The organism is Solirubrobacter ginsenosidimutans (assembly GCF_027587205.1).
The window spans coordinates 72,799-96,855 of record NZ_JAPDOD010000030.1; the positions used below are offsets into that span (position 1 = coordinate 72,799).

A 24,057-nucleotide genomic window follows, 5' to 3' on the forward strand; every position below is an offset into this window, starting at 1 on the left:
GCACCGACACCCTGACCCCCGGTTGTGGGGCGCCGGGCATGCCGGCGCCCCGTGGTCGGATCTACGGCGTCGTGGTCGAGAGCGTGAAGGTGAGCGTCTTGCTGTAGACGCCCGTGCGCAGGGCGTCATTCGCGTTGATGTGCTGCGAGAACCCGATCGTGACCGCGTCGTTGGACGTCGGACCCGAGTAGGTCAGCAGCGCCGTCGGAGCGGTGGACCCGCCGACGTTCGCGAACGCGGCCGAGCCCACGCCCGCCGCGGAGGACGCCTTGGCCTGCAGCGCCGACGGGAGCGAGAACGCGCCGTTGACGAGGTGGCCCGTGCCGGCCGTGGACGGGTCGGCGACCGACAGCGTGCCGTCACCCGCGGTCGAGATCACGGTGGCCGTCATCGAGGACGCGTAGTCCTTCGCGACGCCCGGCGTGAACGCGCTGAAGGCGGCGGGCGTACCCAGGGTCAGAGCGAGCGTCGCCGGGACGGCCGCGCCCGCGCCGCCGGCGGTGCTGGTCGTCATCGGGTCCACGACCTGCGTGTCGCGCGCGCACGAGTTCCAGCACGCGGTCGGGAGGATCTTGCCGCGGTTGGCGGAGTCGTCGAGCTTGATGATGTCGATGCCGCGCTGGTAGTCGGCGACGTAGACGTACTTGCCGTGCCAGTAGGCGGCGGCGGTGTCGCTGGAGATGATCTCGGGCGGGCCGCCGGCCACCGCGGCCCGCGCGGGGACGCGGAACCAGCCGACCTGCTGCGGGTTGCGCGGGTCGGAGATGTCGACGAAGCGGGTGCCCTGCTCGTAATTGCCGAGCGCGACGATGTTGCCCTTGACCGTGAACCAGTGGGCCGAGCAGTCGCCGACCGTCGTGGTGCCGACGGTGCCGTGGAACTCACCCGGCTTGCCGGCTGTGCTGTAGGCGGCGAGGCGGGTCAGGCGCGTCGCCGCGGTCGGGTTGTCGGTCGCGTCGTAGCTGCCCGCCAGCGAGGCGATGATGAACACGCCCGCGCGCGTGCAGTCGGTGGTGTTGTTCTCGTTGGTGACGAGCAGGATGTCTCCCGCCGGGCGATCGGCGAGCGCCGTCGGCAGGTGGTAGGCGTTGTGCATGAACTGGCTGTCGCTGCCGCCGCCGATCCGGCCGCCCGCGTAGGAGATCGGGTCAAACGGCGTGGCGTAGCGCTCGGTGCCGGTCTTCGGATCCTTGTGCAGGCCCTCGGTCCAGAACCCGCGCACGCCGTTCTGGGCGGACACCCACGCGACGCCGTCGAAGTCGACGTCGACCGAGTGCGTCCCGTAGCCGCCGGCGTTGGTGTTGGTGCGCATCACGTCGGCGCCGAAGATCGTCGGGTAGACATACGGGTGCATCGGGTCGCGCATGTCGGTCACGGCGACGGGCGAGAACTTGGCGGGCGACGGCGCGCCCTGCGTGAGCCCGACGGACCACATGAACCGGCAGTCGTTGAGGCAGGTCGACGTGTGCCCGAGGTAGTTCTTGGAGAAGTTGATCAGCTTCGGGTGCCAGGGGTCCTGGACGTCGATGATGATCTGGCCCTTCTGGCCGGTGTCGCGCGTCATGAAGACGAGCTTGCGCCGGTTGTCGACCGTCATGTTCTCGCCCTCCCAGAACTGCGTCATGCTCGCCGCGTCGGGGATGATCGGCACGCTCTTGGTCGGGTCGGCGGGGTCCGGCTTGGTGCCGGTCTTGAGGTCCTGCAGCGTGACCTGGCCGATCCACTTCGGCTTCGCCGGGTCCTTCAGCGACCACAGCGCCAGACCGGAGGTGCCGTTGGCGACCATCACGTCGTAGCCGAGGGCGTCGTAGTGCAGGAAGTTCAGCGACGAGTAGGCGGGGCAGCGAAGCGGGTTGATCGCCCCGCACGAGCGCTGTTGCGCGGTCGTGCTCCAGAGGCCGCGGACGTGGCCGACCAGCGACACGTTGTCGCTGTGCAGGTAGTTGTCCGGCTGCGGCTCGACCTCGGGAATCTCCGTCGTGCCCTCGGTCGCGACGCCACCGGTGAGGCGGGCGAATGAGGCCGCTTCACGGTCGGCGTTGTCCTTCGCCGCGTCCGCGGCGGTCTTTGCCGCAGTCGCCGCCGCGACCTTCGCGTCGTAGTTCTGCTGCGCGGTGGCCTGCGCGGCAGACGCGGCGGCGGCGGCGGTCGTGTTCTCCGGCGTCGGGGTCGCTGCCGCGGCCGCCGCGGCGGCGGTCGCCGCGGCCTTGGCGGCGTCGAGCGCCACGAGACTCTCGGCCGCGGCGCGCGCGGCGTCGGTGGACGCGGTCGCGGCCTGCGTCGCCTCCGCCTGCGCGGCGGCGACCGTCTGCGCGGTCACCGGCCCTCGCGGCAACTCAGCGGCACGAGCCAGGCCCGGTACGGCGAACAGCGTGGCCGCGGCCAAAACGCCCAGCAGACGAGCATGGACTCGCACGGTTTCTTCCCCCTCCTTCGATCACCCAGACCCAGCGGGACGCTGACCAGTGAGCCTTTCAGGGCACTCACGCGAGCGTCATTCGGCAATCGTCGAGGGATCATCGTCCGTTCGGCTGACGCGTGTCGGAAAACTCTCACGAGTTGCCCACCCGCCCCTCGGTGGTTAGGTTCGAGCCGCCGGATGCTGTGGCTCGGGGGAGTCCACCAATGCCTCATCAAGAAGAGGGTCAAGGATGAAGAAGCTGTTGGTCGCCGTCGCCGCGGGCGTGGCGATGGGTGCTGGTCTGCCGGCGGTAGCCGCCGCGGACCCGACGGTCGACGCCGCGGTCACGGCGTTTCACAATCTCGGGCTGCCGCCGCTGACGGCGATGCCGGATAACCGTCAGGTCTACCGCACGTACGACGACTACAACAACGACATGCAGGCGCTCGCGACGGCCAACCCGTCGCTGGTCGCCTACAAGCTCGCGCCGAACAAGTCGATCGAGGGCCGTGACGTCCACTACGTGGAGATCACGAACAACGTCAACGTCGCCGACGGCAAGCCCGTCGACTACGTCCAGGGCGCGATCCACGGCAACGAGTCCGCGGCCGCCGAGGACAGCATGGAGTTCGCGATCGACATCGTGAACCAGGCCAAGGTCAACCCGAAGGTCAGCGCGCTGCTCGACCACGTGCGGGTGATCATCGTGCCGCTGGTGAATCCGGACGGCTACGCGCACACGCCTTCGCCGCGGCGCGCGAACTGCGACTCCGCGACCCCGCTCACGCCGCCGCTGACCTGCCCGACGTCGACGTCCCAGGGCGTCGACATGAACCGCAACTATCCGTTGGGCTGGGGCTCGAACATCGGCGTGTCGTTCGCCCAGCGTGGCTCCGGCCCGGGCTCGGAGCCCGAGGTCAAGAACACGATGAGCATCATCGCCTCCCACCAGGTGACCGCGCTCATCACCGCGCACACGAACGAGCGCGCGATCTTCTACCCGCCGTTCGACCTCAACGCGGGTGACACGCCCGAGCTCAACACGGGCTACAAGGCGCTCGCCCAGGCGATGCTGGCGGCGACCAACAACGGCTACACGAACACCCGCGACTCCGCGCACGACTACGAGACCAGCGGCGAGACGAACGACTGGTCCTACTACGCCACCCGCGGTTTCGGCTTCACGCAGGAGCTCATCGGTCCGGTCAGCGGCTGCCCGCAGGCGCTCCCGAACTACCTCAACTGCACCACCGCCGACTGGACCGGCCATGCCGGCCCGACGTCGACCGCGGCGCAGACGTCCACGTTCGAGGGTCACCCCGTCCGTGACGCGTGGTGGACGGTGCTCGAGTACGCGTCGCTCCCCGCCGGTCACTCGGTCATCGGCGGCACCGCGGTCCCGGGCGCGACGCTGAAGATCACGAAGGACTTCACGCTCTACACCGCCCCGGTCAAGCAGAACACGACGCCGGCCACCTCGACGGCGCCGATCGCGGTGCCGACGCACCTCGAGTCCTCGATGACGGTTCCCGCGTCCGGCAAGTTCACGTGGGACACCAACCCGTCGGTCCGCCCGCAGTCGGCCTACTACGCCGACGGCGAGCACACCGGCCCGAACGGCTTCGTCAATGAGAGCTACACGCTGACCTGCACCGCGGCCAACGGCACCCTGCTCGGCACGACCAAGGTCCTGGTCGACAAGGGCGACGTGGCCAACGTCACGCCCTGCACCACGGGCGACGTCGGCGGCTCCGTGGCGGCGACGCTCGCGCTGACGCTCGGCGCACCGGCGAGCTTCGGGGCGTTCACGCCCGGCGTGGCGAAGGACTACACCGCGTCCACCACCGCCACCGTCATCTCGACCGCCGGCGACGCCACCCTGTCCGTCGCCGACCCGTCCTCCACGGCGACCGGCCACCTCGTCAACGGCACGTTCTCGCTGCCGAGCGCGCTCCAGGCGAGCGCGGGCGGCACGCTGGCCGACGTCGGCGGCTCCGCCGCGCCGACGCTGCTGAAGACCTGGTCCACCCCGGTCTCCAACGACGTCGCCACCGTCACGTTCGGCCAGCACGTCGGCGCCGCCGACGCGCTGCGCACCGGCGCCTACACCAAGACGCTGACGTTCACGCTGTCGACCACGACTCCGTAGTCGGATGCTGAAGGGCGCCGGTCCCGTGCCGGCGCCCTTCGCTCACTCCACCTCGGTCGTGAGCGCCGTCTCGGAGCTGCGGAAGTTCATCACCTTCCAGCCGTCCTCGTCGCGGATCTGGGTCTTGAAGTACACGGGCTTGCCGTTGGTGCCCTTCATCGTGTAGGTGAAGACGGCGATCTTGCCGTTGTCGGTGCTCGCGTTGATGCTCTTGCCGCTCGGTGAGACCTTGTCCTTGGTGACGAGCGTCGACAGCCGCTTGACCAGCTCGTCGAGGTCGGCCTGCTTGGTCGCCGCGCGGAACGTCGGGCTGGTGAGTGCGTACGCCGTCGTGGTGTCGCCCGTCTGGACCGCGGTGACGAGCTGATCGGACACCTTCTGGGCGTCCTTGGTCGACCCGTTCACGAACAGCGCGAGCGCCACGATCAACACCACGATCAGCGCGATCACCGCCGCGACGACGATCAGGATGATCTTCAGCGTGCTCCGCTTCTTCGGCGGGGGCTGCTGGGGGAACATCGGCGCCGGGGCGGGCTCGGGTGCGCTGTTCATCCGCGCATCATCGTCAAAAGCTGTCCCTCCAAGTCGCAGCATCTGTCGCTGGCCTCCGGACGTGACGCGCGGCAAGCTGACCTGCCCCGACTCCGGAGACCCACCATGACCTCGATCTTCACCGGCACCCTCCCCGCGCTCATGACGCCGTGCAAGGAGGACCGCACCCCCGACTTCGACGCCCTCGTGCGCAAGGCCCAGCAGCTGCTGGAGCACGGCATGAGCGCGATGATCTACTGCGGCTCGATGGGCGATTGGCCGCTGCTGACCGACGAATGGCGCATGGAGGGCATCGAGCGCCTCGTCGATGCGGGCATCCCGGTCGTCGTCGGCACCGGCGCGATCAACACCCGCGCGGCGGTCGCGCTCGCCGAGCATGCGCAGCGGGTCGGCGCTCAAGGCCTGATGGTCATCCCGCGGGTCCTCTCGCGCGGCTCCGTCCTGTCCGCGCAGAAGGCGCACTTCAGCGCGATCCTCTCCGCCGCTCCCGAGCTCGACGCCGTCATCTACAACAGCCCGTACTACGGCTTCGCCACCCGCGCGGACCTGTTCTTCGCGCTGCGCGAGCAGCACCCCAACCTCGTCGGCTTCAAGGAGTTCGGCGGCGACGAGGATCTCCGCTACGCCGCGGAGAACATCACCAGCGCGGGCGACAGCGTCGCGCTAGCGGTCGGCGTCGACACCGCCGTCTTCCACGGCTATGTCAATTGCGGCGCTACCGGAGCGATCACCGGCATCGGCAACGTCCTCCCGATCGAGGTGCTGCACCTGACCAACCTCTGCCGCGCCGCGGCCCGCGGCGAGGCAGAGGCGCGTCAGCGGGCGCTCGAGCTCGAGCGGGCGATGGGCGTGCTCGCGTCCTTCGACGTCGGCCCCGACCTCGTCCTCTACTTCAAGTACATGCTCGTCCTGCGCGGCGAGACCGAATACACGCTGCACTTCAACGAGACCGACGAGCTGACCCCGAGCCAGCGTGGCTACGTCGAGAGCCAGCTCGCGCTTTTCGACGCCTGGTACGCGGACTGGAGCCAACTGCCCGGCGCCGTGCAGACATACAGGCCATGAAGGAGCGCGAGGGATACGTCCGTGCCGCGGACCGGACCGGCCAGGCCCCACCCGGGAAGCGCTGGCGCTCCTCGTTCGAGTGGGAGCTCGTCGACAGCGCTCTGCTGCGGGACCTGATCGCGTCCCTTCCCGATGGCCGGGACGCGCTCGCGGACGTGCACGACCCCGCGCTCCTTGTCGATGTCGCGGGGCGGGTCTTCGGCACCCAACTGCCGAAGCGATCGATGACCCGCGTCGCGCCCGTGCTGCTCGAGCGCTGGCTGCCGCACGCCCGCGACGACACGCTCGCCCGCCTGACGAACATCATCCAGACCGCGCTCGGCAAGGCGTACCTCGACAAGGTCTACGCGACGCGCGCGAGCCAGGTCGACTTCCTGCAGGCACGCAAGAAGACGAACAACTTCCTCGAGAACCTGCGCGACGCGTTCCATCGCGAGCACCGGGCGTCGTGGCTGATCCCCAAGGCCGGGGCGGGCGAGGACGCGCGCGGCGTCTACGACCTCCGCGGCCAGGGTGGCGACCCTTTGTACGCCCCGTACCCGCATACGCTGGAGGCCCAGCGGACGCTCGACGAGCTCAAGCGCGCAGGCCCGGTGCGCGGCCTGGTCGTCCTCCCCACCGGCGCCGGAAAGACGGACGTCGCCGTCGGCTGGCTCCTGCAACAGCTCCAGCGCGATCCGCAGCTGCGGGTGCTGTGGCTCGCCCACCAGATCTCGCTGCTCGACCAGTCGGCCGCCCGCTTCGAGCGAGCGGCCCACCAACTTCCGGCCGGCTTCGAGCGCACGCTGCGGATCTTCGCCGGCGATCGCGAGCCGACCAGCCTCCTCGACCGCCGCCACACCCACATCGCCTGCGCGACGATCCAGACGATCTCGCGCAAGCTCGACCGGCGCAGCCGCCGCCGCACCGAGGTCTCGAACTTCTTGAAGGGCCCGACGATCGTGATCGTCGACGAGGCCCACCATGTCGCCTCGCGCAGCTACCAGATGCTGCTCGATCTCGTGGGTGACGCGGAGATCCACGACGTCGTCGGGCTCACGGCCACGCCGTGGGGTCAGGGCGAGCGCCAGGACCGGATCGACGCCGCCTTCCCGCAGCGGGTGATCTCGCGCACCCGCGAGGAGCTGATCGCCGACGGCGTCCTCGCCGCCTACACCGTCACGCCCGTCCGTACCCATCTGCGCATCCCGGTGACGGCCGAGGAACGCGATCAGGCCGAGCGCGTCGGCGACCTCCCCATGACCGTCCTGCGCAAGCTCGAGACCAACGAGCGCAACGCGGTCGTCCTGCGCGCGTACGAGGCGCGCGCCGAAGCGTGGGGCCGGACGCTGCTGTTCACCACGACGATCGAGAACGCGGACGATCTTGTTCTGCACTTCAAGGCCGCCGGGATCGACGCCCGAGCCCTGCATTCGCAGAGCGAGGCCACGCTGTCAGACCTGCGGCCCTGGTTCAAAGAGCACCCACGCGCCGTGCTGATCTCGGTCGGGATGCTGCTCGAAGGGGTCGATCTCCCGGAGGCGCGAACCGCGCTGATCGCCCGCGCGACGACCAGCCCGAACGTCCTCTCCCAGATGGTCGGCCGAGTGTTGCGCGGGATCGCGGCGGGCGGGGAAGCGACCGCGAACGTCGTCTACCTGCAGGACGACTGGGAGGACTTCACCGCCGTGCTGTCACCGACCGGCCCGTGGGAAGGCGGCGACGGCGCTCCGTCTGCGGCCGGCCCGCCGGACGTGGCGGCCGCAGTGGCCGCGGCGCTGCGTGCCTTGAGTGCGACCGCACCCGAGGACGGGCCGGCGCCCGACGTGCAGATCGCGCTCGAACAACGTCAGATCGTCGGCGCCTACGAACTGCCCGACGCCACCGTGCCGGTCTTCGATCACCAGTACGAGCTGCTCCGCGAACACCTCTTGCGCGGCGGCCCGTTTCTGTGGCCCGACGACGCGCCTCCCCCACCGGTCGCCACCGAGCATCTCGAGCGGCTCGAACTGCACGTCGCCGAACACGGCGCGCCGCCCCCGTTTCACCCTGTGGCGCGCAGCCTCGCGCCGATCGACGTCGCCCGCACGCTCTCCGACGACACGCCGCGAACCTACGCCGAACGGCAGGCCGTCATCGCTGCCGCGTACGACGACCCGCTCGCTCAGGTGGTGTATCCCACGTCGCGGCACTTCGCGGAGGCGGTCGAGCACTGGCAGCGCCAGCTCGCGCGGCCGCGGGTGCCGGAGGCGCCGCTGCCGGACGTCCCCGGCCGTCCCCCGCTCCCGCGGCGCCCCGACCGCAGCCTCGAGCCCACTTTGGAGCTCGTGCTGCGCCGCGCGCCCGAACTGCTCCCGGAGACGCGACGGCACCGGCTCGTGCGCCCGCACGTGCGCTGGTCGAACCGTGTCACGAAGTCCTATCTCGGGATGTGGCGGCTCGGGGACACCCCGGGCGAGCACCGCATCGTGATCAACGTGCTGCTCCAGACGCAGGAGTCGATCGTCTCCGAGGAACTGCTCGGCTTCCTGCTCTGGCACGAGGTTGTCCACAGCGTCACACCCGGGCAGGGCCACGACGCCGAATTCGAGTACCTGGAAGGGAAGTGGCCGGACGCCGTGGCGCTCAACACCGGCCTCGACGCCGTTCTGCGCGAGTGGTCAGCTGATCCCGCGGACTACTGAAACGACGAATCGCTGCGCGTCAATGAACGCGTGGACGCGGCACTTGTCCCGCGCCCACGCAATCACCGAGCCAGGTTGGCCTGGCCTACGTGGGGTTGCCGACGAACGTTCCGGCGCTGGCCGGCACGGCGGCGACGAGGAGCCCTGCCGTGACGATTACGCCGACGAGCGAGCGCTTGAGCTTGGCGCTGAACATGGTGCGCCCCCTTTCCGGGGTGGGTCGGGTGTACGCACCTATGACCCCGAGCACAGCGCGCAAGTTGGCCGCATGGGCGTCGGCGCACCGGCCAGTTGGCAGCTACCGCGCGGCGAGGTAGACGTCGGTGGGGCGGATGCTCCAGTGAGGTCGCACCTCATAGACGATCATGCGGTCGTGCGTTTGCTCCCATTTACGTGCCGACAGATGCAGCAGCGCGCAGGCGTAGCCGTTCGAGAGCAGTGCTCCGGCGCCGATTGATGTGGCATTGCCGAGGAAATCGTCAGAGGCCCCGATCAGCAGCGGTATCACGAAGAGGATCACGGCGAGGAACGCCGTCAGCCGGGCGACCCTGATGAAGAGCCTGCGCGTCGTCGCCGAGCGCGGTTCGGTCTCGACTGTCGGCGGCGCGCCGGCTTGGTCGAGCTGCCGGAACACTCGTCTGCGTGACAGCACCCATGCGGGTGCCCCGGAGACGAGCGAGACCGCGATGTCGATCGCGCTCGGCGAGTAGAACGCCTTCACCGCAACCGCCGACAACACCCCCGCGAGCACCAGGGCGAAAAAGAGCTGCAAGTATGCGCGAACCACCGGTGCCAACACCGGCGCGGCGGCGACGTCTCCCCCGCCTTCAACCATGATCGCGACAATAGCCGCGGCGGCACATCCGAGACGGCCCACTCCCGCTCCGGACGATGATCCTCACGTCGTTCGCGGTCTGCCGGCGTCATAGTGCGCTGACCGCTGCGCACGCCGTAGCCGCATCGCCCGCCGGCGTTCGCAGAGGAACCGACCACAAAGGACGCCGGCATGCCGTTCATCAACGTCATTCCCGAAGACCAGGCAACGGGCGCTCTCGCCGCGATGTACGAGACCGACCGACAGACGTTCGGCTATCTCCCGAACCTGACCAAGGGCTTCTCGCTCCGACCCGACGTATACGCCGCATGGCGCCAGCTCAACGGCGCCGTCAAGGCCAACATGGACCTGCGGCGCTACGAGCTCGCGACCATCGCCGCTGCCAAACGTCTGCGCTCGAGCTACTGCACCCTCGCGCACGGATCAGTGCTCCTTGACAAGTTCCTCAGTCCCGACGACCTCCGAGCCGTGCTCGGCGCGGGCGACACAGGCACGCTCGACAGCGTCGACACCGCGGTCATCGAGTTCGCCGACAAGCTCGCCCTCGACGCTTCCTCGGTCACACACGCCGACGTCGATCGCTTGCGGACGCTCGGTCTCACCGACACAGACATCCTCGACGTCGTCCTCGCCGCCGCGGTGCGCTGCTTCTTCAGCACGGTGCTAGACGGTCTCGGGATCGAGGCCGACGCCCGGTACGCACAACTCGACGCCGACCTTCGAGACGTCCTCACGGTCGGGCGTCCGATCGCCGAGCGCTGACCCGCTGTCGCTTCGCACGAGGCTGACATGAGGAATATGGGCGGCGGGCCAGCGTCCTCTCAAGCATGTTCCCCGCCAACTCGCATACCATCCGGCCCGCGACCGCCCACGACGCGATCGCGCTGCGCCGCCTCGCCGCCGCGGCCGGTGTCGGCCCGCTCGCCGGGCGCACCCTAGTGGCCGAACACGACCACGCGGTCATCGCTGCGCTCTCGCTCAGCGAGAACCGCACGATCGCAGCTTCCGACCTCGCGCCCTCCTACGTGGCCACGCTTCTTCGGTTGCGCGCCGACGGCATCAAGGCGTACGAGCGCGAGCCGCGCTTGTCCGAGCGCATCCGCGAAGCCGTGCTCGGGCCGCGCCAGCAAGAGATCGCGGAGGCCGCATAGGCGGCGAGCAGTCGCGGCCACGCGAAGGCCTCAGCGCGTAGCGGGGGTGGCGAGGTGCTTCCAGTCGCGCGTTCGGCGACCCATCTCCTCGCGCATGAACTTGGAGGACTCGTACGCCCGGTCCTCCCAGGCGAACACGCACGCCGTCATCACGCCGTCGAACTCGAGGCCTTCGAGTGTGCCGAAGAACAGGTCCCAGTCCACCTCGCCCTGGCCGATGTCGAGATGCTGATGCACGCGGCACGCCGACCCGGGTGGGTTGACGATGTAGCGCAGTCCTGACGAAGCGCGGTGGTCCAAGGAGTCGGCGACATGCAGGTGCGTGAGCAGATCGCCCGCGTACTCCATGACCCCGGCCAGATCGCCACCCATGTGGAACGTGTGCGGCGCGCAATACAGGAACGACACGTTCGGGTGGTTGATGCCCCGGATCATGTCCACGGCCTCGCGACCGTCCTCGATGAAGTCGTCGGGATGCGGCTCCAGGCGCAGCTGGATGCTTTCGCGCTCGAAGATCGGAAGCAGCTCCTCCATCGAGCGCCAGAACTGGCCCTCCGACTTCGGCTGCTGCTCGGGGCGTCCGTTGAACTCGCTGTTCATCGTGTCCACGCCGAGCTCGACCGTGATCTCGATCGCGCGCTTCCAGTACCGCACCGCGTTCTGGCGCTCGTCCTCGTCCGGTCCCGCCCAGTGATAGAGCGGGAGCATCGTCGCGATCTTCACCCCCGCGTCGGCGAGCGCGCGGCGGAACTCCGAGATCCGTCGCTTGTCCGCGCGCGGGTGGACGAAGAACGGGATGAAGTCCGGCCGCGGCGAGAGCTCGATGTACTCGTAGCCGAGCTCGGCCACCAGCGCCGGGAGCTCGAGCAGCGGCACGTCCCGGAACATGTACGGGTCCAAGGCGATCTTCATCGGTCTCCTCCGTCAGCTCGCGGTCGGGAAGTGCATGTTGGTCGTCTCGTGCCCCTGGTCGGGCCAGCGAGTGGTCACGACCTTGGCGCGGGTATAGAACGTCACGCCCTCGGGGCCGTGGATGTGATGATCGCCGAACAGCGAGTCCTTCCAGCCGCCGAAGCTGTAGAAGGCCATTGGCACCGGGATCGGCACGTTGACGCCGATCATGCCGACCTCGATGCGGCGCTGGAACTCGCGGGCGGCCTGGCCGGAGTCGGTGAAGATCGCAGTCCCGTTGGCGTAGGGGTTGGCGTTGATGAGCGCGATCGCATCGTCGAGCGTCGCCACCCGCACCACGCCCAGCAGCGGCCCGAAGACCTCGTCGCGGTAGACCTCCATGTCGGTGGTGACGTTGTCGAGCAGCGTCGGCCCGACCCAGAATCCGTCGCTGCCGAGGGAGTGCTCGCGACCGTCGACGACGACGTCGGCGGTGGTGCGCTCGACATAGCCGACGACCCGGTCGCGTGCGGCCGCGGTGACGACAGGACCCATCTCGGAGTCGGGCTCAAGGCCGGGACCGACACGGATCGAGAGCGCCTTCGCGCGCAGGCGCTCGACGAGCTCGTCGCCGGCGTCGCCGACCGCGACGGCGATGCTGATGGCCATGCAGCGCTGGCCGGCGGATCCGTAGCCGGCGGCGATGAGGTGGTTGGTGGCGAAGTCGAGATCGGCGTCGGGCATCACGATCGCGTGGTTCTTGGCCCCGCCCAGAGCCTGCACGCGCTTGCCGGCCGCCGTGGCGCGCTCGTGAACGTACTTGGCGATCGGGGTCGAGCCGACGAACGAGATCGCCGCGACGTCCGGATGGTCGAGCAGCGCGTCGACCGCGACCTTGTCCCCGTGCACCACGTTGAAGACGCCGTCGGGCAGTCCCGCTTCGGCGTAGAGCTCCGCGATCAGATTGGACACGCTCGGGTCGCGCTCGGAGGGCTTGAGCACGAACGTGTTCCCCGTCGCGATCGCGATGGGGTGCATCCACATCGGGACCATGATCGGGAAGTTGAACGGGGTGATCCCGGCGCAGACGCCCAGCGGCTGGCGGAACGAGTGCAGGTCGACCCCGGTCGAGACCTGCTCGGAGAACTCGCCCTTGGTGAGCTCCGCGATCCCGCAAGCGAACTCGACGACCTCCATGCCGCGCACGACTTCACCGCGCGCGTCGTCGAATGTCTTGCCGTGCTCGGAGGAGATGATCCGCGCGAGCTCGTCGGTGTGCTGGTCGACCAGCTCGCGGAACTTGAACATCACCCGCGCGCGCCGGGTCACGGACACGTCGCGCCACTTCGCAAACGCCGCCTTGGCCGCCTGGACTGCCGCGTCGACGTCGGCGGGCTCGGCGAGCAGGACCTGTCGCTGCTCGCGGCCGGTGGCCGGGTCGTACACGGGCGTGGTGCGGCTCGAGCCGCCGGTCGAAGCGGCGCCGCCTATGCGGTGCGAAATGGTTTCGAGCTGAACGGTGCTCACGGGGTCCTCACGGTCTCAGGGGTCTTCAGGAAGGTCCGTTGCGTGGCCTTGTGACGGTCGTAGACGGCTCGCGCGTCGCGGGTCGATGCGAGGGCGGCGACCTCGCTCACCGGCACGTCCCACCAGGCCTCAGAGGTTGGAGCCGGGACGAGCGGGTCGGTCTCCACGTGCACGACGGTTGTCACGTCGGACGCGCGCGCCTCGCGCAGCGCGGCCTCGAACTCGTCGACGCCATGCGCATAGAGCACTCGCGCTCCGAGGGCCGCCGCGTTCGCGCCGAGATCGACGGGCAGGACGTCGTCCGTGCCGCGGTAGCGATAGCGGGTGCCGAAGCGCTGCGAGCCGACCTCGTCCGAGAGCGCGCCGATCGAGGCGAAGCCGTGGTTCTGCACGAGGACGATGTTGAGCTTGATGCCCTCTTGGACGGCGGTCACGATCTCCTGGGCCATCATCAGGAACGAGCCGTCGCCGACCATGGCGAACACCTCGCGCTCCGGCGCGGCCATCTTGACCCCGAGCGCCCCGGCGATCTCGTAACCCATGCACGAGAAGCCGTACTCGACGTGGTAGCCCTTCGGGTCCCGCGTGCGCCACAGCTTGTGCAGGTCGCCGGGCATCGAGCCGGCCGCGCACACGACGACGTCGCGCGGCTCGCTGACCCGGTTGACGACGCCGATGATCTCGCTCTGCGCGGGCAGCGGCGTGTGGCCGAGCGTGTAGGCCCGTTCGACGACGGCATCCCAGCCGTTGGGCGGCGTGTGAAAGCTCGTGCCGGCGAGCGCCTCCGTGAGCGCCTCGAGCCCGAGCCGTGCGTCGGCGACGAGCGCGAGTCCTGCCTGCTTGACCGCGTCGAGCGGCGCGACGTTGAGGTTGACGAAGCGCACGTCGGGGTGCTGGAAGATCGTCCGCGAGGCCGTCGTGAAGTCGCTGTAACGCGTGCCGACGCCGAGGATCACGTCCGCCTCTCGCGCTGCGGCGTTGGCCGCGGTGGTGCCGGTCGAGCCGATGGCGCCGAGCGCCTGCGGATGGTCGTACGGCAGCGAGCCCTTGCCGGCCTGCGTCTCGGCGACGCCGATGCCGCTCGCCTCGGCGAGCGCCGCGAGCGCGTCCGTCGCTTCGGCGTAGATCGTGCCCCCGCCCGCAACGATCAGCGGCCGGTGCGCTCCCCGGATCAGCTCGGCGGCCTCGGCGAGCGACTCTGCGTCCGGTCGGGAACGGCGGACGCGCCACACGCGCCGCTCGAAGAAGTCCTCCGGCCAGTCGAAGGCCTCGGCCTGCACGTCCTGCGGCAAGGCCAGCACGACCGCGCCCGTCTCGACCGGATCGGTGAGCACGCGCATCGCGGCGAGCGCACTCGACAGGAGCTGCTCGGGCCGGTTGATGCGGTCGAAGAACCGTGCCACCGGGCGGAACACGTCGTTGACGGAGACGTCGAGCGAGCGCGGGTCCTCGAGTTCTTGCAGGAGCGGGCTCGCCGCCCGCGTCGCGAACTGGTCGGCGGGCAGCAGCAGGACCGGGAGGCGATTGATCGAGGCCAGCGCCGCGCCGGTGACCATGTTCGTCGCGCCGGGGCCGATGCTGCTGGAGCACGCGAGGGTCTGCAGCCGGTTGCGCATGCGCGCGTAGCCGACGGCGGCGTGCACCATCCCCTGTTCGTTGCGCGCGAGGTAGTAGGGCATCGCGTCGGGCTGCTCGAGCAGCGCCTGGCCGACACCGGCCACGTTGCCGTGCCCGAAGATGCCGAAGCACCCCGGGATCAAGCGCTGCTGCACGCCGTCGCGTTCGCTGTATTGGACCGACAGGAAGCGCACGAGCGCCTGTGCCACTGTGAGTCTCATGGGTGCCTCCTCGCTGCCGTCATCGGTAGCCGCGGGTCGAGCTCCTGATCGGCCCAGGAGGCCCTGATCCACGCGTGCTCGGGATCGTCGACGAAGTTCCACTCGCGGACCTCGCCGGCCATCACGTTCAGGTAGTAGAGGTCGTAGCCGGGTGCGGCCATCGACGGGCCGTGGTAGCCGCACGGCAGCTCGATCAGATCGCCCGAGCGGACCTCGGCCAGCAGGTCCATGCCGTCATAGACGCGCTGGTAGGCGAAGCCGCCGCCGGCGACCTCGTAGTAGTAGATCTCCTCGAGCTCGTCGTGGCGGTGCGGCGGATAGGAGCTCCAGTTGCCGTTCGGCGTCAGCACCTCGACGGCGATCAGCGCGTCACATTCGAACGCCTCGACCGCTGCGAAGTTGTTGACCTGGCGGCTTGCGTTGCCGGCGCCTCGTAGCTCGACGGGGACGTCCTCGGCTCCGACGTAGCGCGCCGGCAGTCGCCGGCCGGCCTTCGCCGCGGGCAGCGCGAAGCGGCCGCGGCCCTCGAGTTGCACGCGCGCGCCGATCGGTGCGTACGCGAAGTCACTGACGGCCTCGAAGACGCTCGCGCGCCCCTGGAGCTCGAAGCGCTCGCCGTCGATCGTCACGCTGCAGGAGCCCGACAGCGGGAGCACGATCAGCTCGTCACCCCCGGTGTCGAAGAAGTCGCTTCCGTCGAGCTCGACGATGCGCAGACGGGTGTGCTTCATGTCATCACCAATCCGGTCGCGACGTCGACCGCCGCGGCGACGTCGCCGTCCTGCGGATAGAGCAGCGACCGGCCGATCACGAGGCCGCGCACGGTCGGCAGCGCGAGCGCGCGATCCCAGGCTTCAAAGTCGGCGGGCCCGCCACCGCCCAGGATCAGCGCGGGAAGCGTGCTGGCCGCCATCACCCGCTCCATGTCCTCGACGACCGGCACCTTCAGCCACGTGTAGGCCGACGTCCTCCCGAGCGCCGACGCGACGCTGATCGCCTTCATCGCGCCCTCCGCCGACGTGTCGTTCCAGAACGGCTCGACGAGCGCCGTCAGGCGGCGCTGCGCGAGCTCTCCGACGGCACGTGCGCAGGCCTCGAGGGTCGGGGCCGTCAGCGCGTCGCCAGGGTCGAGTCGCAGCAGCATCTTGCCGCCCTCGAAGCCCGCGGCGGCGATCGCCGCCGCGTCGTAGGCGGTGAAGCGATCGTCGAGCGACCACGTCGCGCCGGCCAACCCGCCTCTGTTCATCGAGCCGAAGACGACCTTGTCGTCGAGTGCGCCCAGAAGGAGCAGGTCCTCGAGCACGTCGGGTGTGCCGAGCACGCCGTTGACGCCGGGCCGCGAGAGCGCCACCACCAGCCGGTCGAGCAGATCGGCGCGATCGCCGAGCAACATGCCGCGCCCCGGGTGGTCGGCCGCGATCACCATCAGGCGCTCAGGCCACGCGGGGCGCACCCGAGCGCTTGCGGCCTCCGCGATCGCCTCCGGCCGGCGCGCGCGGATCTCGGTCAGGTCAAGCATGCGCGAGCATCCCCTCGACCTCGTCCTCGGTCGGCATCGCGTCGGCGCAGGCCAACCGCGACGCAACGAGCGCACCGGCGGCGTTGCAGAAGCGCATCGCGCGCTCGAGCGGCCAGTCGCCGAGCAGCGCATGACACAGCGCACCGCCAAAGGCGTCGCCGGCGCCGAGGCCGTTGACCACCTCGACGGGCACCGGTGGCACCTCCGCCCACTCCTCACCGCGGCGCGCCAGCACGCCCTTCGGGCCCTGCTTGACGACCGCGAGGTCCAGCGGTGTGGTGGCCGCGATGCGCGGGTCGCGCGAGCCGACCGCGGTCTCCCACTCGTCGAGGTTGCCGACCGCGACGTTGACGTAGGGCAACGCCTCCTGCACCCAGCGCCGAGCCTCCTCGCGCGAGTCCCAGAACATCGGCCGGTAGTCGAGGTCGAGCACCGTGATGCCACGCGCGGCACGCAGCGCCGCCAGCGTCGCGCTGCGCGAGGGTTCCTCGGACAGTCCGGTGACCGTCGCCCAGAAGACCTTGGCCCGCGCGATCGCGTCGTAGTCCAACTCGTCGGCGGCGATCCGGAGGTCGGGCGCCGTCGGCTCGCGGTAGAAGTACAGCGGGAAGTCGTCGGGCGGGAAGATCTCGCAGAACGTCACCGGTGTCGGCAGCCCGTCCACCGGGGTCACCCAGCGATCGTCAACGCCGAAGCCCTGGAGCGCGTCGTGCAGGAACTCGCCGAACGGATCGCGACCCGTGCGCGTGATCGTCGCCACCTTGCGGCCGTAGCGCGCCGCCGCCACGGCCACGTTGGTCGAGCTGCCGCCAAGATACTTGCCGAACGAGGACACCTCGCGCAACGAGACGCCGATCTGCAACGGATAGACGTCCACGCCGATCCGGCCCATGGTCACCACGTCGAACATTCAGGAGGCGACCGTGGTCGTCTGCGCGGCCTCGATGAGATTGCGGGCGGCGAACTCGAGGCCCTCGATCTGACCGAACGACGCGTCTTCGTGCTCGATGTTCACCGCGTCGACCGTGGTGTGCTGCTCCAGGGCGCTCAGGAACGCGGTCCAGAAGCCCACGTCGTGGCCACGGCCGACGGCGACGAAGGACCAGCCGGGCACGGCCGGCCACCGAGTGACCGTGTAGTGGCCGCCCAGGCCTACCGGGTTCTCCTCGGCCGGGATCCATTCGAAGCGGTCGTCCAGGACGCCGTTGATCGCCGCGGTGTCGTGGATGAGCGTGTCCTTGGCGGCCGCGAAGAACACCAGTTCCCCGAGATCCTCGATCGCGGCGATGGGGTCGATGTGCTGCCAGAACAGATGGCTGGGATCCATCTCGGCGCCGACACGGTTGACGCCGCTGTCCGGCGTGGTCAGCTCGACGAGCCGCTTCATCGTGGCCGGGTTGAACACCAGGTTGTGCGGGTGCATCTCGACGGCGACGTCGACATCACTCTCGGCGGCCAGGATCTGGATCTCCTTCCAGAACGGCACCGCGACCTCGTTCCACTGGTAGTCGAGTGTCTCCTTGTAGACGCTGTCCCAGGGGATCACCGTCCAGGACGGACGGGTGCCACCGGCCTCGGCGGCAGGGAGGCCGGACATCGTGATCACCGTCTTGATCCCGAGCAGGCCGGCGAGCTTGATCGTGCGCTTGAGGTCGTCGCCGTGATGCACCTCCGGGTCGGGGTGCAGCGGGTTGCCGTTGCAGTTGAGTGCCGTCAGCTCGATGCCGTACTCGTCGAACGTCGCCAGGTACGTCTCGCGGGCCTCAGCGCTCACGAGGAGCTCGTCGACGGGGATGTGCTGCGTGCCGATGAAGCCGCCGGCGTTGATCTCCGCGCTGTTCAGGCCGAGGTCGCGCAGGATCGCCAGCGCCTCCTCGAGCGTCTTGTCGTGCAGGCAGGCGGTATAGGCACCGAGTTTCATAATGCGTTCCTTACGGGGTCGTGGAGGTGAGCGAGGACGCGATGGGGACTGCCTGCCCGTCATTGAGCGCCGACCGGGTGACCGCCGCGAGGATCTCCATGTTGTGGAGGCCGTGGGCGAGGGACGGCACGGGAGCGAGCTTGCCGAGCCCGGCGACCTGGTCGAGGAAGGCGCGCGCCTGCCAGACGAACAGGTCGTTCTGACCGTGTCCGACGGACGGGAAGTCCATCGCGATGCCCTGCTCGATGCCGGGATGCTGCGGGCCGATCAGGACGGAGCGGTAGCCGTTGGTCTTCCCGTCCGGACCGTGATCGGCAAACGTGAATTCCCCGGGCCGGTTGAGATCGAAGGCGGCGGCGCCGTCAGCCGCGTATACCTCGAAGCCGAGTCCGTTCGGAAGGCCGTGCGAGATGCGGCTGATGGAGAAGGTGCCGACAGCGCCGGATTCGAACATCGCGGTGAACGTGGCGATGTCCTCGTTGTCCACCGGCTCCTTGGCGTCTCCGATCGCCCCCGCAGCGTGTCCCACGACGGCGCCCAGCGGCACCGGGCGTTCGACGGTGAACGTCTGGAACACCGCGCCACTGACCGCGGCGATCGGGCCGCAGAGGTACTCCCCCAGGTCGATCATGTGGCTGCCGATGTCCGCCAGCGCCCCGCTGCCCGGCCCACCGCGATAGCGCCAGCTCATCGGGTTGTCCGGATTCTGGGCGTAGTCGCACCAGTAGTGGCCGTTGAAGTGGCGCACTTCCCCGATCGCGTTGCTGTGCAGCTGCTCACGGATCGCGTTGATCCCCGGCATCCTCCGGAAGCTGAAGCCGACGCCGGACTCGGTGTCGGCCGCCTCCGCGGCGGCGACCATCGCCGCCGCGTCCTCGACGGATGGGGCGAGGGGTTTCTCGCAGAGCACGTGCTTGCCGGCGGCGAGCAACGCCTCGACGACCGGTCTGTGCAACTCGTTGGCGATGGCCACTGAGACGACGTCGATGTCGTCGGCCTCGACGATGGCCTCCCAGGAGGTCTCCGGCCGGGAGTAGTCGAAGCGACGAGCCGCGTCGACCGCGAACGGCTCATAGGCGTCGGCCACGGCGACGAGCCGAATCCTCGGGAGATCGAGGTCGTACAGCTGGCTTGCGACGCGATAGCCGGCTGCGTGGGCACGCCCCACCATGCCGGCGCCGATGACGGCGACGCCGATCGAATTCTCAGTCACAGTCTGATCCCAGGGCTAGGCGGTTGACTTGTTGGCCGGGAGGTCGCCTGGGGCCGGCACGTGCCCGTCGTGCGTGCGCTGGTATTCCTCGATCTCGGCCTCGAGCTCCGCCATCGCCTCGCCACCGGCCATCAGGTCGGTGATCTGCTCGCGGGTGCGCTCGCCCTTGCGGAAGTCGTCGGCGATCACTCCGCGGATCAGGACGGCGAAGTGGTCGCCCACAGTCATCGCGTGCGTGACGTTGTGCGTGACCAGGATGACCGCCACGCCCTTCTGCCGCGCCTGCATGATGATGCGGAGAACGTGCGCGGCCTCCTTGACCCCCAGCGCCGCGGTCGGCTCGTCGAGGATCAGGACGTTGGCACCGAAGTACACGGCGCGGCCGATCGCGAGCGCCTGCCGTTCGCCGCCCGACAGCCCGCCCACCAGGCGGCTGCCCTCGGTGATGCGCGTGATGCCCAGGCTCTGCATCTCGCGCACGGCCACTTCGCCGGCGAAACGCGTGTCGAGCCGCTTGAAGGGGCCCCAACCCTTGAGGGGCTCCGCGCCCACGAAGAAGGAGCGCCCGATCGTCATCAGCGGGAAGGTTCCGCCGAACTGGTGCACGGTGGCGATGCCCACCTCACTGGCGTCTCGGGGTGACTTGAAGACCGTGGGTTCCCCGTTGACCTCGACCTGCCCCGACGTGGGCTCATGAAAGCCCGAGAGGACTTTGATCACCGTGGACTTACCGGCACCGTTGTCGCCGAGCAGGCACAGGACTTCGCCTGGGAACACCTCGAGGTTGATGTCCGTCAAGACGTCCGTGGTGCCGAACGACTTGTTGATGTCGATCAGTTTGAGCAAAGGCTGAGTCATGACGTTGAGGCCTTCTTCTTGCGCGGTCCATACGACAGTGCCATTCGGCGGAAGGTGTTGTTCATCATCACGGCGATCAGCAGGAGAACGCCGAGGAACAGGTTGGCCAGGTCGGGGTTCCACCCCGTGTAGTAGATCCCCTGGCCGACGATCGCGAACGTCAGTGTGCCGAGCATGACGCCCACGACTGAGCCGTAGCCACCTGTCAGCAACACGCCACCGATGACCACGGCGATGATCGAGTTGAACACAAATGCCTGGCCGTTGGCGACCTGCGCGCTGTTGTAGATGATCGTCTGGATGATCCCGACGAGGGAAGCCCCGAACGCGCTCGCCATGAACAGACCGATCTTGACCCGGTCGGTTGGGATGCCGGTCGCGCGTGCGCTTTGCAGATCACCGCCGACCGCGAAGATCCAGTTGCCGAAGCGCGACACGTGCAGGATCCAACCGACAACCACGATGACGCCGATCCACCAGAAGATCGCGACTTCGAAGTCGCCGTTCACGTAGCTGCCGAACACGGTCTTCGCCCAGGACTCCGGCGCGATCTCGACGCTGGTCGACCCGGTCAACGCTCGAGTCAGCCATAGAGCGAGGCCGGAGAGAGCGAAGTTGGTCGCCAGCGTCACCACGAAGGATGGAACCTTCGAGCGGGTGACGATCAACCCGTTGATGAATCCGACCACGAGCCCGAGCCCGAGCGCGATCAGAATCCCGACGATGATCGGGTTGCCCCAATACCCTGAGACGATCGCGAGTGTCATCGAGCTGGCGGCGAGCACCGAACCGACGGACAGGTCGAGCTCGCCGGCGATCATCAGCAGCCCGACCGGGAGTGCGATGATGCCGAGCTCCGCGGCGGGATTGAGCCACGTCGCGGTGCCCTTGGTGGCGGTGAACGCACCACCGGCGAACACCGCGAAGAAGATGTAGATACTGACAGTGGCAATCAGTGCCCCCGCCTCGGGGCGCCGCATGATGCTACTCAGCGATTGACGCTGATTCACCCGCGGCGCGCTGACGCCCTTCTCGCTCGTGGGCCTTGTCGCTTGGACGGCCATGAATCTCTTCACTCTCTCCTAGAATTCTCTGTTGAGTGGTGACTGCCGTAAACCGGCGGTCTCGCACTCACCATTCGCCTAGCGGACGCCGGCCTTCGCGCCGGCCATGACGGCGTCGACGTTCTCGGTGCTGATGATCGCCGGACCGGTCAGAACCGGCTTCTGCGGCAGGCTGATCCCCCACTGGATGTAGGCACTGAGCATCGAGACGGCCAGGTAGCCCTGCATGTACGGCTGCTGGTCGATCGCGAAGAGCTGCTTGCCGCCCTTGATGCGTGCCAGTTGCGTGGGGTCGAGATCGAAGGTGCCGAGCTTGACCTTGTCCCCCAGGTTGCCCTGCTTGATCGCCTGAGCGGCAGAGTTCGCGTCAGGCGCGGAGATCGTGACCAGGCCGTCGATCGAACCGTCCTTGAGCAGCGCAGCCTTGATCGCCTGCGAGACGGCGGTCGGGTCACCGAACTTCGAGGACGGCAGCGGGAGCTGGGAGCTCTTGCCACCGCTTGCCTGTATGCCATCGGCGATGCCCTTGCAGCGCGCCTCGGTATTCGCGGCGCCCGGCAGCGTGTTGACGCAGAGGACGTTCTTCTGGCCGCTCTTGCCGAAGAACGCGCCGCCGGCCTTGCCCGCGGCGGCCTCCTCACTGCCGACGTAGTTCAGCGCGCCCACGTGCTGAGCCGCCTCGATGCCGCCGGCGTTGTAGATCACGACTGGCGCGCTGCCCCCGACGACCTTTTTGAAGGACGCGTCCTGCGCCTCGGGCACCCAGTCGGGCCCGACGACGCCGTCGGCGCCCTGACTGACCGCGGTATCGATGAGCTTGGCCGCGTCAGGACCGAGGTTGTCGTAGTTCTTTGGCGCCAGCCACGTGACGCTCCCACCCTGGGCTTTCACGACCTTGGCGGCGTCGTCGGCGCCCCGCTTGACCCTCGACCAAAACGGGTCGTCGGACTTGCCGCCGACGACGAAGATCTTCGGCCCCGCCTTGCCGGAGCTGGCAGAGCCGGCCGAAGGAGCGCTCGCGGCGTTGCTGCTTCCGCTGGAGTCGCCGCTCGACGAATCCTTTTCCACCGCAGTGACGCCGCACGCCGAAACCGTGAGCGCGCAGACGACACCGGCGACGAGCCCGATCGGGCCCCGTCGGGGCGTGAACATGACAGACACGAAACTCCTCTCCTCCGAGCCCTCCCTGCGTGCAAGCAGGACGGGCGACTCGGTGCTGGGCGCCGATGCTGGCGCGAGCGGCCGCCTTCTCGCTATGGGAAGGTTTCCACAGATAGAAACGATTCCATATTGATTCCGGCGTGTCAAGGGGATAACGTCCGGCGCTATGACGAAGGCCAAACCGACCATCGTTGAAGTCGCGGCCGACGCGGGCGTATCGCTCGGCACAGCCTCGCGCGCGCTCTCGGGGCACCCGGCCGTCCGCGACGACACGCGCAAACGGGTTCAGGCCTCGGCGCGCCGCATGGGCTATGTGCCGAACCGGATGGCACGCTCGCTGCGCAGCGGCAGCTCGATGTTGATCGGCGTGATCGTTCCCGACATCGCCCACGGGTTCTATGGGCGGGCGACCAAGGCGATGCAGGACGTGCTAGAGGACGCCGGTTATCAGATCCTGGTCATGAACACCGAGCGCCAGCCGGAGCGCGAGCGGGCGGCCCTGCAGTCGCTGCTCGCACACGATGTTGCGGGGATTCTGATGGCCAGCTCGGGCGGTGTCTCGGAGGCACCATCCGTGCCCACCGTGTTCTTCGACAGCCTGGAGCCCGGCCTTGGCTACGCCAACGTGGCGCAGGCCAACAAGGAAGGCATCGATGTGCTGGTCGGTCACCTGGCCGACTTCCATGACTACCGGCGCATCGCCTATCTCGGCGCACCGCCGGCGCTCACCTCCGGCATCGAGCGGCTGGAGGGCTACCGCGATGCCATGGGACGCCGCGCGCTGCCCGTGCCCCCGGAGCTGATCGTCCTCTCAGACGGCACCTGGTCGCCCGAGAGCGGCACGTCGGCGATGCGTGACCTGCTCGAGCTCGCCGAGCCGCCCGAGGCGGTCGTCGCGGCCAGTGACACGCTGGCCCTGGGCGCGATCCAGGCCGCCCGCGACCACGGCCTCCGCGTCCCGGACGACCTGGCGATCGTATCTTTCGACGACCCGTTCTTCGGCGCGTTCATCGAGCCGCAACTCACCGCCCTGATGCGCGACGAGCGCGAGCTCGGCCGCATTGCCGCGCGGCAGCTGCTGGACGCCCTGCGCCACGGTGCTCAGCGGCCGTCGGTCGAAATCCGCCTGCCGGTAGAGCTCACGATCCGCCGCTCCTGCGGCTGCAATTCGCCGGGCTCCACCCGCATCGCCGCACAGGCCTAACCAACGCCGCCGGCGCTGTGGCGGCAGGTCGCCGGTGCCTCCGAA

General features: G+C 69.0%; 20 protein-coding genes. 6 read left to right on the forward strand and 14 right to left on the reverse strand.

Going from position 1 to position 24,057, the window contains the following annotated elements:
- Nucleotides 1-61: 61 nt before the first annotated feature.
- On the reverse strand, nt 62-2,416 hold the full coding sequence (locus tag OM076_RS27605) for an LVIVD repeat-containing protein (protein WP_270043340.1): 2,355 nt from the start codon (nt 2,414-2,416) through the stop codon (nt 62-64).
- Nucleotides 2,417-2,651: 235 nt separating this feature from the next.
- On the opposite strand from OM076_RS27605, the gene OM076_RS27610 reads away from it, so the two are divergent.
- On the forward strand, nt 2,652-4,550 hold the full coding sequence (locus OM076_RS27610; protein WP_270043341.1) for a M14 family zinc carboxypeptidase: 1,899 nt from the start codon (nt 2,652-2,654) through the stop codon (nt 4,548-4,550).
- Nucleotides 4,551-4,592: 42 nt separating this feature from the next.
- Here the strand turns inward: OM076_RS27610 and OM076_RS27615 are convergent, their stop codons facing one another.
- Complete coding sequence (locus OM076_RS27615) at nt 4,593-5,102, reverse strand: hypothetical protein (protein ID WP_270043342.1); 510 nt, start codon at nt 5,100-5,102, stop codon at nt 4,593-4,595.
- A 105-nt stretch (nt 5,103-5,207) separates the two neighbouring features.
- Here OM076_RS27615 and OM076_RS27620 point away from each other — a divergent pair, with 105 nt between their 5' ends.
- Nucleotides 5,208-6,167, forward strand: coding sequence for a dihydrodipicolinate synthase family protein (locus tag OM076_RS27620; protein WP_270043343.1), 960 nt, complete (start codon nt 5,208-5,210; stop codon nt 6,165-6,167).
- Nucleotides 6,164-8,830, forward strand: coding sequence for a DEAD/DEAH box helicase (locus OM076_RS27625; protein ID WP_270043344.1), 2,667 nt, complete (start codon nt 6,164-6,166; stop codon nt 8,828-8,830). The genes OM076_RS27620 and OM076_RS27625 overlap by 4 nt, the downstream gene beginning before the upstream one ends.
- A 298-nt stretch (nt 8,831-9,128) precedes the next feature.
- Here OM076_RS27625 and OM076_RS27630 read toward each other — a convergent pair whose 3' ends face one another.
- The gene (locus OM076_RS27630) at nt 9,129-9,665 is read right to left on the reverse strand and encodes a hypothetical protein (protein WP_270043345.1); all 537 of its coding nucleotides are present in this window, start codon (nt 9,663-9,665) and stop codon (nt 9,129-9,131) included.
- A 171-nt stretch (nt 9,666-9,836) separates the two neighbouring features.
- On the opposite strand from OM076_RS27630, the gene OM076_RS27635 reads away from it, so the two are divergent.
- Together OM076_RS27635 and OM076_RS27640 are read left to right on the forward strand one after the other, a co-directional pair.
- Nucleotides 9,837-10,427 (forward strand): carboxymuconolactone decarboxylase family protein, encoded by a 591-nt coding sequence (locus OM076_RS27635; RefSeq protein ID WP_270043346.1) that lies wholly within the window; start codon nt 9,837-9,839, stop codon nt 10,425-10,427.
- 65 nt (nt 10,428-10,492) lie between these two features.
- Entirely contained in the window at nt 10,493-10,816 is a 324-nt protein-coding gene (locus OM076_RS27640) for a hypothetical protein (RefSeq protein WP_270043347.1), read from the forward strand.
- Between the two features lie 30 nt (nt 10,817-10,846).
- Here OM076_RS27640 and OM076_RS27645 read toward each other — a convergent pair whose 3' ends face one another.
- The 11 genes from OM076_RS27645 to OM076_RS27695 all read right to left on the reverse strand — a co-directional run bounded on the left by OM076_RS27645 (nt 10,847) and on the right by OM076_RS27695 (nt 22,799).
- A complete protein-coding gene (locus OM076_RS27645; RefSeq protein WP_270043348.1) occupies nt 10,847-11,728 on the reverse strand; it encodes a sugar phosphate isomerase/epimerase family protein in 882 nt (293 codons plus the stop codon).
- Nucleotides 11,729-11,740: 12 nt separating this feature from the next.
- Nucleotides 11,741-13,234, reverse strand: coding sequence for a CoA-acylating methylmalonate-semialdehyde dehydrogenase (locus OM076_RS27650; protein ID WP_270043349.1), 1,494 nt, complete (start codon nt 13,232-13,234; stop codon nt 11,741-11,743).
- The gene (iolD, locus tag OM076_RS27655) at nt 13,231-15,072 is read right to left on the reverse strand and encodes a 3D-(3,5/4)-trihydroxycyclohexane-1,2-dione acylhydrolase (decyclizing) (protein WP_270043350.1); all 1,842 of its coding nucleotides are present in this window, start codon (nt 15,070-15,072) and stop codon (nt 13,231-13,233) included. The genes OM076_RS27650 and iolD overlap by 4 nt, the downstream gene beginning before the upstream one ends.
- Nucleotides 15,069-15,803 carry a 5-deoxy-glucuronate isomerase gene (iolB, locus tag OM076_RS27660; protein ID WP_270043351.1) on the reverse strand — a complete coding sequence of 245 codons (735 nt, stop codon included), beginning with the start codon at nt 15,801-15,803 and terminating at the stop codon, nt 15,069-15,071. Before iolB ends, iolD begins: the two co-directional genes overlap by 4 nt.
- On the reverse strand, nt 15,800-16,591 hold the full coding sequence (locus OM076_RS27665) for a Cgl0159 family (beta/alpha)8-fold protein (RefSeq protein WP_270043352.1): 792 nt from the start codon (nt 16,589-16,591) through the stop codon (nt 15,800-15,802). Before OM076_RS27665 ends, iolB begins: the two co-directional genes overlap by 4 nt.
- Nucleotides 16,584-17,501 (reverse strand): 5-dehydro-2-deoxygluconokinase, encoded by a 918-nt coding sequence (gene iolC, locus OM076_RS27670; RefSeq protein WP_270043353.1) that lies wholly within the window; start codon nt 17,499-17,501, stop codon nt 16,584-16,586. Before iolC ends, OM076_RS27665 begins: the two co-directional genes overlap by 8 nt.
- A complete protein-coding gene (locus OM076_RS27675) occupies nt 17,502-18,512 on the reverse strand; it encodes a sugar phosphate isomerase/epimerase family protein (RefSeq protein WP_270043354.1) in 1,011 nt (336 codons plus the stop codon).
- Nucleotides 18,513-18,522: 10 nt separating this feature from the next.
- On the reverse strand, nt 18,523-19,725 hold the full coding sequence (locus OM076_RS27680; RefSeq protein ID WP_270043355.1) for a Gfo/Idh/MocA family protein: 1,203 nt from the start codon (nt 19,723-19,725) through the stop codon (nt 18,523-18,525).
- Nucleotides 19,726-19,740: 15 nt separating this feature from the next.
- Entirely contained in the window at nt 19,741-20,583 is an 843-nt protein-coding gene (locus OM076_RS27685; protein WP_270043356.1) for an ATP-binding cassette domain-containing protein, read from the reverse strand.
- Nucleotides 20,580-21,647 (reverse strand): ABC transporter permease, encoded by a 1,068-nt coding sequence (locus OM076_RS27690; protein WP_270043357.1) that lies wholly within the window; start codon nt 21,645-21,647, stop codon nt 20,580-20,582. Before OM076_RS27690 ends, OM076_RS27685 begins: the two co-directional genes overlap by 4 nt.
- A 78-nt stretch (nt 21,648-21,725) precedes the next feature.
- The gene (locus OM076_RS27695) at nt 21,726-22,799 is read right to left on the reverse strand and encodes a sugar ABC transporter substrate-binding protein (protein ID WP_372518085.1); all 1,074 of its coding nucleotides are present in this window, start codon (nt 22,797-22,799) and stop codon (nt 21,726-21,728) included.
- A gap of 175 nt (nt 22,800-22,974) precedes the next feature.
- On the opposite strand from OM076_RS27695, the gene OM076_RS27700 reads away from it, so the two are divergent.
- A complete protein-coding gene (locus OM076_RS27700) occupies nt 22,975-24,012 on the forward strand; it encodes a LacI family DNA-binding transcriptional regulator (protein WP_270043359.1) in 1,038 nt (345 codons plus the stop codon).
- Nucleotides 24,013-24,057 lie beyond the last annotated feature (45 nt).

What these genes read in the sequence shown, in the direction of transcription:
- OM076_RS27610 (WP_270043341.1), top strand. Translation starts at nt 2,652, where the DNA reads ATGAAGAAGCTGTTGGTCGCCGTCGCCGCGGGCGTGGCGATGGGTGCT.
- OM076_RS27615 (WP_270043342.1), bottom strand. Translation starts at nt 5,102, where the DNA reads ATGAACAGCGCACCCGAGCCCGCCCCGGCGCCGATGTTCCCCCAGCAG.
- OM076_RS27620 (WP_270043343.1), top strand. Translation starts at nt 5,208, where the DNA reads ATGACCTCGATCTTCACCGGCACCCTCCCCGCGCTCATGACGCCGTGC.
- OM076_RS27625 (WP_270043344.1), top strand. Translation starts at nt 6,164, where the DNA reads ATGAAGGAGCGCGAGGGATACGTCCGTGCCGCGGACCGGACCGGCCAG.
- OM076_RS27630 (WP_270043345.1), bottom strand. Translation starts at nt 9,665, where the DNA reads ATGGTTGAAGGCGGGGGAGACGTCGCCGCCGCGCCGGTGTTGGCACCG.
- OM076_RS27635 (WP_270043346.1), top strand. Translation starts at nt 9,837, where the DNA reads ATGCCGTTCATCAACGTCATTCCCGAAGACCAGGCAACGGGCGCTCTC.
- OM076_RS27640 (WP_270043347.1), top strand. Translation starts at nt 10,493, where the DNA reads ATGTTCCCCGCCAACTCGCATACCATCCGGCCCGCGACCGCCCACGAC.
- OM076_RS27645 (WP_270043348.1), bottom strand. Translation starts at nt 11,728, where the DNA reads ATGAAGATCGCCTTGGACCCGTACATGTTCCGGGACGTGCCGCTGCTC.
- iolD (WP_270043350.1), bottom strand. Translation starts at nt 15,072, where the DNA reads ATGAGACTCACAGTGGCACAGGCGCTCGTGCGCTTCCTGTCGGTCCAA.
- iolB (WP_270043351.1), bottom strand. Translation starts at nt 15,803, where the DNA reads ATGAAGCACACCCGTCTGCGCATCGTCGAGCTCGACGGAAGCGACTTC.
- OM076_RS27665 (WP_270043352.1), bottom strand. Translation starts at nt 16,591, where the DNA reads ATGCTTGACCTGACCGAGATCCGCGCGCGCCGGCCGGAGGCGATCGCG.
- iolC (WP_270043353.1), bottom strand. Translation starts at nt 17,501, where the DNA reads ATGTTCGACGTGGTGACCATGGGCCGGATCGGCGTGGACGTCTATCCG.
- OM076_RS27675 (WP_270043354.1), bottom strand. Translation starts at nt 18,512, where the DNA reads ATGAAACTCGGTGCCTATACCGCCTGCCTGCACGACAAGACGCTCGAG.
- OM076_RS27685 (WP_270043356.1), bottom strand. Translation starts at nt 20,583, where the DNA reads ATGACTCAGCCTTTGCTCAAACTGATCGACATCAACAAGTCGTTCGGC.
- OM076_RS27690 (WP_270043357.1), bottom strand. Translation starts at nt 21,647, where the DNA reads ATGGCCGTCCAAGCGACAAGGCCCACGAGCGAGAAGGGCGTCAGCGCG.
- OM076_RS27695 (WP_372518085.1), bottom strand. Translation starts at nt 22,799, where the DNA reads ATGTTCACGCCCCGACGGGGCCCGATCGGGCTCGTCGCCGGTGTCGTC.
- OM076_RS27700 (WP_270043359.1), top strand. Translation starts at nt 22,975, where the DNA reads ATGACGAAGGCCAAACCGACCATCGTTGAAGTCGCGGCCGACGCGGGC.